The sequence below is a fragment of the Campylobacter sp. FOBRC14 genome, assembly GCF_000287855.1.
Classification (GTDB): Bacteria; Campylobacterota; Campylobacteria; order Campylobacterales; family Campylobacteraceae; genus Campylobacter_A; species Campylobacter_A curvus.
Genome location: NZ_ALJJ01000004.1, coordinates 69,577 through 83,506 on the forward strand (window position 1 = coordinate 69,577; position 13,930 = coordinate 83,506).

Genomic DNA, 13,930 nt, shown 5'->3' on the forward strand with positions numbered 1-13,930 from the left:
AAAATTAGTCGTATCGCAGTTTAAATTTAAGTTAAGAAATTTTATTGCCAGCCACGAGCCGCTTTCCATTTATATAGGCTTTTGCGTCCAGCGCCTTTTTGCCCGCTTCTTGTAGGGCGAGGATTTTAAGCGCACCCGTGCCGCAAGCCACGACAAATCCGTCCTTTTCGATGCGTAAAATCTCCCCCGCCGCTCCGCTACCCTCAGCTAAATTTAACTCCAAAAATTTAAGCCCGCTTTCAAGAAAGACGCCCGGCCACTCGTGAAAAGCGCGAAATTTATTGTAAATTTGCTCCGCATCCTCGCTCAAATTTACAAGTCCGTCTGACTTTTGTATCTTTTTGCAGTGGGTTGCGAGCGCGTCATCTTGCTTTTGCGGTGTCAAATTTTTAAAATCAAAAAGCGTTTTTACCGCCAGCTCGCCCGCCAGCTCGCCCAAAATCTCAAACATCTCAGCCGATCTTTTGCCCTCGCACGAAACGTGAGTAAAGCCCAGCATATCGCCCGTATCAAGCCCCTCGTCCATCAGCATCGCCGTCACGCCAGTGTTCTTTTCGCCATTTAGCAAAGCTGCTTGTATCGGGCTTGCGCCGCGATATTTAGGCAGGATAGAGGCGTGTAAATTTATACAAGGAGCGATATCTAAAACGCTCTTTGGCAAAATTTTCCCATACGCTGCAACCACGATAAAATCGGGCTTTAAGGCTAAAATTTCAGCCGCGACCGTCCCCTCTTTTAGCGTCTTTGGCTGAAAAATTTTTGCATGCGGTAAATTTTGCTGCGCGTAAATTTTAACCTCGCTTGGAGTTAAAATTTGCTTCCTGCCGACCGGTTTATCAGGCTGCGTAAAAACGCCCGCGACACCGATACCAGCGCGCACGAGCGCATCCAAGATCGTCCTTGCGTACGCAGGCGTGCCCATAAAAATTATATTCATCTTTTTCCTTTAAATTTAGCTTTAATAATACGTTATGTTATTATCCAAAATTTCCACCACTTTGCCGCGCACATCTTTTAGTATAGTAGGGTCGGTGTTCGTCCTATCAGGGGCGTTGCCGTGCCCGTCGTCCTCTCTGATACCGCGCGAATTTATTAGATTGTCAAATTTATCGTAGCTATTTATGGTGATGATTTGCTTTGTTAGCAGCGGCTTTGGAGCGGACGTATCGCCATGCCAAAACTCTCTGACAAATACTTCATTACCGCGCGCGTCATACCACGTATCGCTTGTCTGCATATCGATGCTTTCGTGCTTAAATTTCAGCAACCCATCACCCCAATACTTGGTCTGTGCCTTCATCACGAATTTTTGCGCGTTTTTGTCATAGACGGAAATTTTATTGCCCCATTCGTCGTAGCCAATCTCATAGTTGCCGATAACTACGCCACTGCTTACCGCGTGGGTCTTGACAAGCCGTCCGTTTGCGTCGTAGGTTTTGCTTTGATTTAGTGCGTCGCTACCGCCAAAATTTTTGCTATTTTTGGTGATTTTGGCGTCGTCTTTGTTTATCAAAGCGCCGTTTTTATCGTAGATTAGCCTTAGGACTTTGCCCTTTTTACCTGGCTTTTTGATGACGATGATATGACCGTTTTTATCGGTCTCGTAAGCGTAGCTAAATGAGCCAAATTTATCGATGCTACGAGCCAATCTGCCCTCGTCATCAAACTCATAAAATACCGCGTAATCCAGTCTGCCATTTATAAAGTGCTGATACTGCGTCAATCGTCCGCTCTCGTCAAATTCTATAAATTTTTCTTGCTTGGTGATAAATTTTTCATCCCGCAGCACCCTTTGCTTCATCTCTATGCTTTTAACATTGCCTTTTAGCCCAAACCATTGCCAGTCGGTAAAAGCCTGCGCTGGAAATGGCGTCGGAGTTCGTGGCTGCTTTGGGTTTAAAAAAGCCATGGCGCTTGTAATGGCTAGTAAAACGAAAAGCAAAATTTTCATTCGTATCCTTTAAAATTTAAGCCCTTTTAAGATAAAGCGCCGATGTTTCATTTTGCAGTATCTTATTTACTTCAATGCAAACACAAGCGCAAACAGCACACTTAAAGAAATCTTTTTAATTTGCTTCTACTTTGTAGTTTGCAAGCCTGGCGAAGCGTCCTAAAATAAAAATGCGACCGGCGTTTAAGTGGCAACGCGAAGTAAAATTTAGCCATTTTGCGACTTCGAGCGCTTAAACTATCCCTCCAGCCAAATTTTATTATCTACGGTGCGACTTTTAGCACTACCACGCCGCTAAGTATCAAGAGCACGCCAAAATATTTCCACAGGCTCGCCGCATCGCCGTAAAACCACACACCGACGAGAAACGTCCCTGCCGCACCGATGCTCGTCCAGACTGCGTAAGACGTGCCGATAGGTATCTCGCGCTGCGCCAGCCAGAGCAAAAACCCGCTCGACGCCATAAACGCTATCGCCACACAAACCCCGAGCACTCGCGAGCCCTCTTGCTGCGCCATTTTTAGCCCCACGGGCCAGCCCATCTCCATAAGTCCGGCGCATATCAAGTATATCCAACCCATTTTTACCCTCTCGTTTCGGTCAAATTTCCGGCAAAAATCATTTGAAATTTTCCTTTTTCAGCAGTTCGAGCAGGCTAAATTTAAGCTCGGTGATATTTTGATTTGTCGCGGAGCTGATCGGCATGACAAAATATGGCTTTGAGTCGTCAAATTCGTAAATGTCTTGCTTGTAAATCAAATTTTTACCCGCCTTGCCCGCTTCGTCAATCAAATTTGACCGCTCGCCGCTAAGTCCTAAAATTTGTAAAAATTCGCCGACTTTTCGCTCCAAATTTTCCGCCGCGTCCATGCGCGTCAAAGCGATGGCAAAGTCTCTTTTGGCAAGTTCGGGCGAAAATTTCTCAACTTCGCCGCGAAGCGTGACAAACTGCTCTTTTAGGCTTCGGTAGTTGGCGAGATCGAGCATATAAAGCAAAATTTTCGTACGCTCGATGTGCTTTAAAAATTTAAGTCCAAGCCCGCGTCCGTCGCTCGCACCCTCGATGATGCCGGGGATGTCCGCCATCACAAAGCCGCTGTATTCATCGACCTCGACAAGACCTAGCTTTGGCGTGAGCGTGGTAAATTCGTAGTTTGCGATCTGCGGCTTCGCATTTGAAACGGTCGAAATGAGCGTGGATTTGCCGACGTTTGGAAAGCCAACTAAACCGACATCGGCGATGAGTTTTAGCTCTAAACGCACGTCGCGCGTCTCCTCAGGCAGACCCTTTTGCGCGTATTCAGGGGCTTGGTTGATCGAGCTTTTAAAATGCACGTTGCCAAGCCCGCCCTTGCCGCCTTTTAAAAACAGCACGCGCTCGCTCTCTTTGGTAAGATCTGCCAAAAGTTCATTCGTCTGCGCGTCATACACGGCAGTGCCGGGCGGCACGATGAGTTCGAGATTTTCGCCCTTTTTGCCGGTCATCCGCCTCCCCGAGCCCGCCTCGCCGTTTTGGGCTTTGAGCGCCCTTTTGCCCTTGTACGCAGCTAGCGTGTGGGAGTTATTGTCTGCGATTAAGTACACATCTCCGCCGTCGCCACCGTCTCCGCCGTCAGGTCCTCCTAAGATGACGTGCTTCTCGCGCCTAAAACTCACTGCCCCGGCTCCACCATGCCCCGAACTTAGGGTCAAATTTACACTATCTATAAACATTTTTTGCCTTAAAAATTTTTGCTGATTATAGCGATTTACGGTTTAAGATTTGATTTTTATGAATTTTGAGGAATTTAGGAAGCCAAAGCTTCCTAAAATTTAAGCGGCAGGATAAACGGAAACTTTTTTTCTGTTTTTGTCTTTTCTTTCGAATTTTACAAAGCCGTCAATCAATGCAAATATCGTGTGATCTTTGCCAAGACCTACGTTGCTGCCTGCGTGAGTAGCTGTGCCGCGCTGGCGGATGATGATGTTTCCTGCACGGACGAATTCGCCGCCAAATTTCTTGACACCTAGTCGGCGTCCGATACTGTCTCGGTTATTTTGGGTCGAGCCCTGACCTTTTTTGTGTGCCATCTAATCTCCTTTAAGCTGCGATACTAACGACTTTAACGCGTGTAAATTGTCTTCTAAAACCGCGTTTAAGCTTCGAGTCTTTGCGTCTACGTTTTTTATAGATCACGACTTTTTTGTCTTTACCTAAATTTACGACTTCTAAGACAACTTTTGCACCCTTTACGAACGGCGCACCTACCTTGATACCACCGTCATTTACAGCCAAAACTTCTGTGATTTCGACGGTTGATTTTGCCTCGGCTTCAAACCTGTCAAGCTTGATATACTCGCCCTCGCTGACACGATATTGTTTGCCGCCATGTTTTATAATAGCGTATTTTGACATACTCTACCTTTCTTTTGGTAAGTTACCAAAAAGCACTTTTGTGAAAAAGATTTATGGAGCTTTGTTGGTTATAAGGAATGGATGATACCTAAAAATTTATAAATTTTGGTTGAAAGTAAATTTGAAATCTATCCGAAATTTTAAATTTGTTTTGGGTATAATCGCCTAAATTCAGCAAAGGAAAACGCGCTCAAAATTTAAAATTTAGCGCAAAGTAAAAATGGCAGACGACGATCAGGAAAAAACCGAAGAAGCGACCTCCAAAAAGATAGAAGACGCCAAAAAAGACGGCAACGTCCCCAAAAGTCAAGATATCGCGGGCTTTGCGACACTTGTCATAGCTATCTTGGTGCTGCTTGCTATGCTAAATTTCATGCGAGAACAAGTCGTGGCGCTTTATATTTATTACAGTAAATTTATAGGCGTAGAGATCACTCCTAGCGCGCTAAATTTGATCGTCATAAACACCCTCGCAAGGTCGCTTTTGATGATACTGCCGATATGTATCTGCGTGGCGATAGCCGGCATCGTCGCAAATGTCATGCAATTTGGCTTCATTTTTACGACAAAGCCCATCACTCCCGATATAAACAAGATAAATCCACTAAAGGGGCTAAAAAATCTATTTTCAATGAAAAAAGCGATAGATAGCGTAAAGATCGTGGCCAAAGTTAGCGCTGTATTTGGAGTCGCGTTCTACTTTTTTTTACAGTTTATAAAAGAGCTGCCTCATACGCTGTTTTTATCGATGTTCGATCAGCTGGCGTGGTTAAAAGAAAAGCTGATAATCCTAGTCGGAGTCATGCTCTTGATCCTACTTGTAATCGGCCTTTTGGACCTATTAATCGTGCGGTTTCAGTATTTTAAAGACCTTCGTATGAGCAAGCAAGAGGTCAAGGACGAATACAAACAAATGGAGGGCGACCCGCAAGTAAAGGGGCGTATACGTCGTATGCAGATGCAAGCGGCTAAAAGACGCATGATGCAAAACGTCCCGCAAGCTGATGTCGTTATAACAAATCCGACTCACTACGCCGTCGCCGTAAGATACGATAAATCAAAAGACAGTGCGCCGGTCATTCTGGCAAAAGGCGTGGATATGATGGCTTTACAGATAAGAAAAATTGCCCTCGAACACGGAGTGCAAATTTACGAAAATCCGCCGCTAGCACGCGAGCTTTACCGAGTCTGTGAGGTCGAAGACACTATACCAGCAGAGCTATTTCGAGCCGTAGCAGAGGTGCTAAGCTTTGTCTATACGAGCAATATCAAGAAATTTGGCGATAAGCTGAAATAAACCAAATATAGATTTATTGCTATTTTATCATAGTAAAATAGTATAAATGACAAAATTGCTACTTTTGGAAAGCAGTTTGGAACGCGACAAAGCGCCTTAAAGAGTTGCGAGGCAAAGCTTAGATAAAAAACACACCATAGTCCTGGTCAACTTTATCAAAACGAAATCTATCAAAAAATTTTAAAAAGAAGAAAAATATGCTCCCCTAAAAGGAGAGCATAAAACTTAATTGACAAATCCGTAAGCACTCGCAAGTATCCAGCCAAAGAAGCATGATGAAAATACTCCGATAAATCCAGGAATGATAAAGCTGTGGTTGATAACGTATTTGCCGATATGCGTCGTGCCAGAGCGGTCAAACTGGATAGCGGCAAGGTCGCTTGGATATGTAGGCAAGATAAAGTATCCGTAGCACGCAGTGGCAAATGCTATGATGATGCCAGGATCCACACCTATTTGAACGGCAAGCGGCACAAAAGTAGCAGCGGCAGCGGCTTGAGAGTTCAAAAATTTAGAAATCAACATACCGACAATGATATAAGTCCAAGGATACGCTACCATTACCGCACCAAGAGAATTTTTGAGCATCTCGATATGCGCATGGAACATAGTATCAGCCATCCATGAAATTCCATAAATCGCAACAAGCGCCACCATACCACTATGAAAAATTTCATTTTGAGCGATCTTGGCAGATTTGATGCCAGAGTAGATCATCATTATCGCAGCCGCTAGCAGCATAAAAATTTGAATAGTGCTAACCATATCTAAAGGCGAAGTCTTCTTAAATGTATCTTTTACCGATATAACGGCTGAATTTATAGTTTCACTCTTATCACCGGTCGTTATGACTACATTTCCATCTTGCGATACGACACTTTGAGTTAGCTTTTTATCTTTGCCGTAAATTTCGACACTATTAAATTTAGTATTATTTTTGACTTTGTTGTCTTTTACATCTTGCGAAATTTGACCGTTATCGACCATGGCTACGACTTGGCCGTCTTTGACATTGATGGTTTTTACGGCTTTTTTATCAACTAGAATTTCGATCGATTTTCCCGGGACATTAGAGGTCCAAGAAGGACGAAGCTGTTTATAATAGCCCAAAACCGCCACAAGAGCGATAGCAGCTAAAAATATCCACATTGCATTCCACTGAACTCTCGGTAGTTTTACGCCAATGAAAGATTTAACACCCTCGGAGCCGTAAATATATTTTTTTTGCTCGGGATCTGCGATCTTTGCTTGAAATTCAGGATCTTTATCCAAGTCTTTTCCTCTAAAAATAGAATACGTACCAATAGCGAGCATACCAAGAAACGTCGAAGGTATGGTAACTTTTAAAAGGTCAAGATAGCTAGAAAATCCTTCTATGCTAGTTCCAGTGCCAAGCAAGACCGCGACCATAGAAACGCCCGCAACCGAAACTGGACTAGCTATAATAGCAAGTTGTGACGATACAGTGGTGGCAGCCAACGGACGCTCTGGGCGGATGCCACTTTTTATAGATACGTCATAAATAATCGGAAGCAACGTATATACAGTATGTCCAGTGCCACATAAAACGGTCAATGTCCAACCGCAAATAGGGGCTAGATAACAAACGAATTTTGGATGCTTTCTAAGGGCCTTTTCCGCCATCTGAAGCATAACATCAAGTCCGCCCGTAGCCTGCAATGTCGCACTTGCAACAACAACAGCCAAAATAGTCAAGATAACATCGACAGCAGGCTTGCCAGGCTGCATTCTAAAAGCAAATACAAGAATAACAAGTCCTATACCCCCAAGAATACCAAGCGCCATACCGCCCTTTTTTGCTCCGTAGAACAAACAACCAAGCACTACAATCAGCTGCAACACAAATTGTGTGCTTTCACTCAGACTTGTCAAAAAGTCCATATTTACTCCTTGTATATGAATTTGCAGAAATTATATTTATTTAAAAATTAAACGATAATTAAAAATTTAAATTCTAGTTAAAATCATATTTTTACAAAAAGCGACATGGCTCATAAAAGTCCATATTTCCAATATATAGCAAGTTTATAGTCAATAATCAGGAATATCATAAATTTTTCATATAGCTACTATGATTAGTTTAAATTACATTTAGTCTAATAAAATTTTAGATATAATATGTAAAAATTAATTTCAATTAAGGAGATCCTCATGCAAATCTCTGTTGCATATGGGAAAAACGATGATTTTAAGGTGTGGGTAGATGAAAAAAATCTTTTAGGTGTATTCAATCCTAATCCCGTACAAAAATTTGACGAAAAAGTGCTCATAAAACAAGCTCTTGACAATCCAGTAAATCATGTATCTTTCGATAAATTCATAGATACGAAAGAAAAAATCGTCATTTTAGTAAACGACGGCACACGCCCGACACCAACGGCTAAAATTTTAGCTCAAATTTATCCAAAATTAAGAGATAAAGATAAAATTTTCGTTATCGCAAACGGTTGCCATAGAGATCCGACTGAGGATGAATATCATTTGATATTTTCAAAGGAAATTTACAATGAGTTGAAGATAAAAAATGAAATTCATAGCCACGACTCGAAAAACGACGAGATGACATTTCTAGGCGAAAGTGAAAATGGCACTCAAATGTATCTAAATAAAATCGTAGCACAGGCCAAAAAGGTGATCGCCATCGGCTCGGTCGAGCCACACTATTTCGCAGGCTATACGGGCGGTAGGAAGTCTTTTTTACCTGGCACTGCAAAGTATGAAACTATCGAGCAAAACCACAAGCTAGCTCTCAGCCCCGACGCTCAAGCGCTCAGACTCGAAGGTAACCCCGTGCATGAAGATATGGTTGATGCGATGAAAGTACTTTCAAATATCGATGTATTTGCCATCATGACAGTGCTTGATAGTGATCATAGCGTGTATTACGCCAGTAGCGGGCATCTAAATGATAGCTTTTATGATTGTATAAAAAAGGCTGACGAGGTATTTTGCGTAAAAATTCCGCAAAAGGCCGACATCGTGATCTCAGTTGCTCCATATCCTATGGATGTCGACCTTTACCAGGCTCAAAAAGCACTCGATAACGGCAAACTAGCTCTTGCAAAAAATGGAATATTAATAATGGTAGCAAAATGCCGCACCGGTATCGGCCCAAAGCCGTTTTTCAATCTAATGGCATCGGCAGATACACCTCAAAAAGTACTCGAAAAGATAAACAAAGAATTTCATCTAGGCTACCACAAAGCCGCTAAGATGGCTGAAATTTCACTTTGGGCCCAGACTTGGGCAGTCACGGATCTAAGCGACGAAGAAATGCGTGCCGTGCATCTAAAACCTTATCATGACTTACAAAAAGCGCTCAATGATGCCCTTAAAGAAAAAGGTGAAAACGCTAAAATTGCCATACTCCCGTTTGGTTCTATGACGGTACCAAAGGTCTAAATTTGAGTAAAATTTTATACTACGACACTAGTTGCGGCATCAGTGGAGATATGAATTTGGGTGCTCTTGTCGATGTCGGCGTAGAATTTTTATTTTTAAAAAGCGAACTTGACAAGCTTGGGCTCAATAATGAATTTACACTTACTTGTAAACAAATTTTAAAACAAGGTATAAAAAGTACAAAGATAGATGTCTTGCCAAATGCAAATATTCTTAGTTATAGAAATTTTACGGATATAAAGAAAATTCTAAATGAGTCCAAGTTGAGCGAATTTTGCAAGCAAAAAGCCAAAAATATATTTGAAAAAATCGCCGCAGCCGAAGCCAAAATCCATGGCAAAAATGTTGAAGACGTCCATTTCCACGAAGTAGGTGCGATTGATAGCATAGTCGATATCGTAGGGGCTTGTATCTGCATAGAGCATCTTAAAGTAGACGAGATAATAAGCTCTAAAGTCGAGCTTGGCGGTGGAAACGTTGAGTGTGAACACGGAATTTTGAGCGTTCCCACACCTGCGGTCTGCGAAATTTTAAAGAGTGTACCAGTCAGCATAGGAAAAGCTGATTTTGAGCTCACGACTCCAACAGGAGCTGCGATATTAAAGGAATTTGCCTCTAAATTTTGTGATAAAGCCTATTTTTGTATAGAAAAGATCGGTTATGGCGCAGGTAGCAAAGAGGCTGAATTTCCAAACGTGCTTCGTGTCATGCTTTGTAATAATGACAATGCCTGCCAAAACTATCAAAAACTCATCCAAACCAATATAGACGATATGGACGCCGAAGGTCTCGCATTTGCCTGCGAGCTATTGCTTGAAAACGGTGCTCTTGATGTATTTAGTCGCTCCGTTTTCATGAAAAAAGGACGTATCGGGCTTGAGCTAAATGTACTTTGTAAAATTCAAGATTGCAATAAGCTAAAAGAGCTGATTTTTAAGCATACTTCATCGATCGGGGTGCGAGAGATAGATGTCTTAAAGACTGAGCTAAGGCGCGAATTTGTAACCGTTAGATCAAAATTTGGCGAGATAAAGCTTAAAATTTCAAATTTTGGTAACCAAAATTTGAAATTAAAGCCCGAATTTGACGACTGTAAACTAGCCGCTAAAAAATATGATACTACGTTAAATATAGTAAAAAAAGAAATTTTAAAGCAATATGACGAAGTTAGAAATTCTAAAAAATGATATAAAAAAGTTTGGTAACCTCGCCGTGGCCTTCTCGGGTGGAGTTGATAGCTCGCTTTTAGCCAAGTTAGCAAACGACGTGTTAGGAGAAAAGGCTGTCGCAATCACGATAAAATCGCCTTATATGTCCGCTCGCGAGATAGACGAAGCGGTGGAATTTTGCAAAATTTATAACATAAAGCATGAAATTTTAGAGCTCGGAATACTAGAGGACATCACTGATAATCCCAAGGATCGCTGCTATATCTGCAAAAAGAGCGTATTTGCACAGCTGATGAAAAGAGCGTGTGAACTGGGCTTTACAAATATCGCTGACGGTACGAATGCAGACGATCTTGGCGAATATCGTCCGGGTCTCAAAGCCAAGGACGAGCTTGGCGTGCTTTCGCCACTTAAAAATTTAAGTAAAGTTGATATACGCGAACTTTCCCGCGAGTTAAATTTACCTACTCACGACAAACCAAGCTACGCGTGTTTATTGACGCGCCTACCGCATGGACATAAATTTAATCCAAGCGATCTAGCTTTGATTGAAAAAGTTGAAAATTTACTGATAAAAAATGGCTACAAAAATATCAGAGCGCGCTTTGATGGCAAAAGCATAAAGCTACAAATGAGTGGCATCGATATGGCTCGATTTACGGCAGACGATAAATTTAAACCGATCATAAAGGAGATAAACGCCATGGGTGAGCTACAAATTTTGCTCGATCTAAAGGGGTTGAGAGAGGAAATTTTAAAATGAACGAGAGTGAAATTTTAAATCTGATAAAACGCATAAAAAACGGTGAAATTTCAGATGAAAATGCCTTAAAATATCTAAAAAACTATCCCTTTAGCGATATAGGATGCGCCAAATTAGATACTCAAAGAGAACTTAGAAGCGGTATTGGCGAAGTGATATACGGTGAAGGCAAGACGGTCGATGAAATTTTAACAATTACTAAAAATTTAGCCGCCATAAAACAAAATATCTTGATAACTAGAGCCGATGAACAAGTTTTTGAGCTCATTTATAAACATTTTAAAGAAGCCAAATTTAATATGAGGGCAAAGACTATAAGCCTAATGTTTAAAAAACAGAATTTAACAGATAGTTACATTGCTATCATCTCGGCAGGAACGTCCGATATGTCAGTAGTCGAGGAAGCTTATGAGACGGCAAAATTTCTAGGAAACAGTGTCAAAAAGATAACCGACGTAGGTGTGGCTGGTATACATAGGCTATTTTCAAAGCTAGATGATATCCAAGGCGCAAGGGTCGTGATCGCAGTAGCTGGCATGGAGGGGGCTTTACCAAGCGTGATAGCAGGGCTCGTAAAAGCACCCGTCATAGCAGTGCCTACTAGCGTAGGATATGGTACGGGACTTGGCGGGGCGGCGGCGCTTTTAGGTATGTTAAACAGTTGCGCGAACGGCATTACGGTTGTAAATATCGACAATGGCTACGGCGCAGCTTATAACGCCAGCATAATAAACCATCTTTGAAATTTGACATTTGCGATCGGTGTCGCGAGATAAAATTTAATCGTGCTTTAGCTTGGAGGATAGCGCAAACGTTTGCAATTTAGTCTGAATTCTATTTCGAGGCAAAGTCAAAAAAATTTTTGAAAGGAGCGAAGATGCAAAAAGATGAACAAGTCGCCAAAATGACGGATGTCATGGCGAAATTTTTGGGATATTCGGGTAAAGTTTTACCAGATGACGTAAGTGCAAAATTAGAGGAACTAGCCAAGAAAGAGACGCTACCGCTGGCACGTACTATTTACGATACGATGTTTGAAAACCAGCGCCTGGCGCGCGAACTAAATCGCCCGTCGTGCCAAGATACTGGTGCTATCCAGTTTTTACTTAGGTGCGGGGCAAATTTCCCACTCGTTTCGGAGCTGGAAAATTTACTCGTAAACGCTACGCTACAAGCCACGCGCGAAGCTCCGTTGAGGCACAACAGCGTTGAGACCTTCGACGAATATAACACCGGAAAAAATATCGGCAAGGGCGTTCCGAGTGTATTTTGGGAGATAGTACCGAATAGCTGCGGATGTGAAATTTATACCTATATGGCGGGTGGGGGCTGTACGTTGCCCGGCAAAGCAGGCGTGCTTATGCCCGGTATGGGATACGAGGGCGTGACACAGTTCGTGATGGACATAATGACAAGTTACGGCGTCAACGCCTGTCCACCGCTACTAGTAGGCGTGGGCATCGGAACATCGATCGAAGTAGCTTCGATGAGTGCAAAAAAGGCGCTATTTCGCCCTATAGGCTCACACAACCCCAATGAACGAGCTGCTAAAATGGAGCTACTGCTGGAGGATGGGATAAATTCTATCGGACTTGGTCCACAGGGTCTGCGCGGGATGAGCTCCGTGATGGGCGTGCATATCGAAAATACCGCGCGCCATCCAAGCGTAATCGCCGTAGCGGTCAACGTGGGCTGCTGGTCGCATCGCAAGGGATATATCGTTTGGGACGGCGAGTTAAATTTCAGTGTCAAATCACATAAGGATTTCAAATATGAGTAAGAAAATTTTAACGACACCAATCAGTGCGGAGGATCTAAAGGATATAAAAATCGGTGACATCATTTATCTAAGCGGAAATATCGTAACCTGTCGAGATGTAGCGCATAGACGTGTGATCGAAGAGGGACGCGAGCTACCATTAGATATAAGAGGTGGCGCGATCTTTCACGCAGGGCCGATCGTAAGAAAGATCGCAAGTGGTATGGATGAGCGTTATGAGATCGTTTCCGTGGGACCAACCACAAGCATGCGGATGGAAAAATTCGAAAAAGAATTTATCGCTAAAACGGGCGTGCGGATAATAGTTGGCAAAGGTGGCATGGGAGAAGGTACGATGCAAGGATGTAAGGAATTTGGCGCCTTGCATTGTGTGTTCCCTGCAGGATGCGCGGTGATCGCGGCAACACAGGTCGAGGCGATAGAAAGTGTGGATTGGAAAGATTTAGGAATGCCCGAGAGCCTTTGGAACTGTCGCGTTAGAGAATTCGGCCCGCTGATTGTATCTATAGACGTGCACGGCGGTAATTTATTTGAGCTGAATAAGATAGAATTTAACCGCAAAAAAGACATCGCTATCGCAGAGATCATCAAGCAGGTAGGATTTATAAAATGACCTTGACTAGTGCGCAAACTATAAAGCTCGCGAGGGTAGATCGATCTTGAATGCCACTTCAGTAGATCTCTTACTCGAACGTGGATATAAACGCGTCCAATTACAGATATGTGTGTGCAGCTTATCCTTGCATAGTGCTTGCTAGGATTTTGTGTTTGATATATAGCGCTGTTAAATTTATCGATGTGTTAGATTTAGTCATGATGAGAGTCGGCAGCAAGCAAGCCAAATTTCCGCTTCATTGGCACTATAAAATTTAACTTATCGCAGAAACGAATAAACTGAATAATATCCCAAAATATGTAGAAATAAAATAGCTTTTCATAAAATTTAATATTACTAAAATACCTCTTGCAATGACTATGACCAATTTACTGGAGTAATTAGTCATTGCTTGATATCTTTCTTTATTAAATGCAATAAATTTATCAGTTCATTATCAGTAAATTAAAATTTCTTAATTTCAAAAACATAAATTGTAGTTTAAGTTATTATATCAATAATTTTATAATATTTTAAGAAGATATAATATATTATAT

14 protein-coding genes are annotated in these 13,930 nt (G+C 42.2%); 7 read left to right on the forward strand and 7 right to left on the reverse strand.

What is annotated here, in order from left to right:
• Window positions 1-31: 31 nt before the first annotated feature.
• The 6 genes from fmt to rplU all read right to left on the reverse strand — a co-directional run bounded on the left by fmt (window position 32) and on the right by rplU (window position 4,346).
• Window positions 32-937, reverse strand: a complete 906-nt coding sequence (gene fmt, locus HMPREF1139_RS00420; RefSeq protein WP_009649283.1) for a methionyl-tRNA formyltransferase — start codon at window positions 935-937, stop codon at window positions 32-34.
• 21 nt (window positions 938-958) lie between these two features.
• On the reverse strand, window positions 959-1,951 hold the full coding sequence (locus HMPREF1139_RS00425; RefSeq protein WP_009649329.1) for an RHS repeat domain-containing protein: 993 nt from the start codon (window positions 1,949-1,951) through the stop codon (window positions 959-961).
• Between the two features lie 263 nt (window positions 1,952-2,214).
• Window positions 2,215-2,532 (reverse strand): DMT family transporter, encoded by a 318-nt coding sequence (locus HMPREF1139_RS00430; RefSeq protein WP_009649271.1) that lies wholly within the window; start codon window positions 2,530-2,532, stop codon window positions 2,215-2,217.
• Window positions 2,533-2,569: 37 nt separating this feature from the next.
• Complete coding sequence (gene obgE, locus HMPREF1139_RS00435; RefSeq protein ID WP_009649310.1) at window positions 2,570-3,664, reverse strand: GTPase ObgE; 1,095 nt, start codon at window positions 3,662-3,664, stop codon at window positions 2,570-2,572.
• Window positions 3,665-3,763: 99 nt separating this feature from the next.
• The gene (rpmA, locus tag HMPREF1139_RS00440) at window positions 3,764-4,021 is read right to left on the reverse strand and encodes a 50S ribosomal protein L27 (protein ID WP_009649335.1); all 258 of its coding nucleotides are present in this window, start codon (window positions 4,019-4,021) and stop codon (window positions 3,764-3,766) included.
• Window positions 4,022-4,031: 10 nt separating this feature from the next.
• Window positions 4,032-4,346 carry a 50S ribosomal protein L21 gene (rplU, locus tag HMPREF1139_RS00445; protein WP_009649284.1) on the reverse strand — a complete coding sequence of 105 codons (315 nt, stop codon included), beginning with the start codon at window positions 4,344-4,346 and terminating at the stop codon, window positions 4,032-4,034.
• 220 nt (window positions 4,347-4,566) lie between these two features.
• On the opposite strand from rplU, the gene flhB reads away from it, so the two are divergent.
• Window positions 4,567-5,643, forward strand: a complete 1,077-nt coding sequence (gene flhB, locus HMPREF1139_RS00450) for a flagellar biosynthesis protein FlhB (protein WP_009649363.1) — start codon at window positions 4,567-4,569, stop codon at window positions 5,641-5,643.
• A 225-nt stretch (window positions 5,644-5,868) separates the two neighbouring features.
• On the opposite strand, the gene HMPREF1139_RS00455 is transcribed toward flhB, so the two are convergent.
• Window positions 5,869-7,545, reverse strand: coding sequence for an anaerobic C4-dicarboxylate transporter (locus HMPREF1139_RS00455; protein WP_009649286.1), 1,677 nt, complete (start codon window positions 7,543-7,545; stop codon window positions 5,869-5,871).
• A 270-nt stretch (window positions 7,546-7,815) separates the two neighbouring features.
• Here HMPREF1139_RS00455 and larA point away from each other — a divergent pair, with 270 nt between their 5' ends.
• From larA to ttdB, 6 genes are all read left to right on the forward strand, one after another.
• Window positions 7,816-9,066, forward strand: coding sequence for a nickel-dependent lactate racemase (larA, locus tag HMPREF1139_RS00460; RefSeq protein ID WP_009649339.1), 1,251 nt, complete (start codon window positions 7,816-7,818; stop codon window positions 9,064-9,066).
• A gap of 2 nt (window positions 9,067-9,068) precedes the next feature.
• Window positions 9,069-10,253 (forward strand): nickel pincer cofactor biosynthesis protein LarC, encoded by a 1,185-nt coding sequence (gene larC / locus HMPREF1139_RS00465; protein ID WP_009649340.1) that lies wholly within the window; start codon window positions 9,069-9,071, stop codon window positions 10,251-10,253.
• Window positions 10,225-10,998 (forward strand): ATP-dependent sacrificial sulfur transferase LarE, encoded by a 774-nt coding sequence (larE, locus tag HMPREF1139_RS00470; RefSeq protein ID WP_011992643.1) that lies wholly within the window; start codon window positions 10,225-10,227, stop codon window positions 10,996-10,998. The genes larC and larE overlap by 29 nt, the downstream gene beginning before the upstream one ends.
• Window positions 10,995-11,741: a nickel pincer cofactor biosynthesis protein LarB gene (gene larB / locus HMPREF1139_RS00475; protein ID WP_009649321.1), complete on the forward strand. Its 747-nt coding sequence runs from the start codon at window positions 10,995-10,997 to the stop codon at window positions 11,739-11,741. The genes larE and larB overlap by 4 nt, the downstream gene beginning before the upstream one ends.
• Before the next feature lie 134 nt (window positions 11,742-11,875).
• Entirely contained in the window at window positions 11,876-12,778 is a 903-nt protein-coding gene (gene ttdA / locus HMPREF1139_RS00480) for a L(+)-tartrate dehydratase subunit alpha (RefSeq protein ID WP_009649336.1), read from the forward strand.
• On the forward strand, window positions 12,771-13,391 hold the full coding sequence (gene ttdB, locus HMPREF1139_RS00485) for a L(+)-tartrate dehydratase subunit beta (RefSeq protein WP_009649355.1): 621 nt from the start codon (window positions 12,771-12,773) through the stop codon (window positions 13,389-13,391). Before ttdA ends, ttdB begins: the two co-directional genes overlap by 8 nt.
• Window positions 13,392-13,930: the final 539 nt, after the last annotated feature.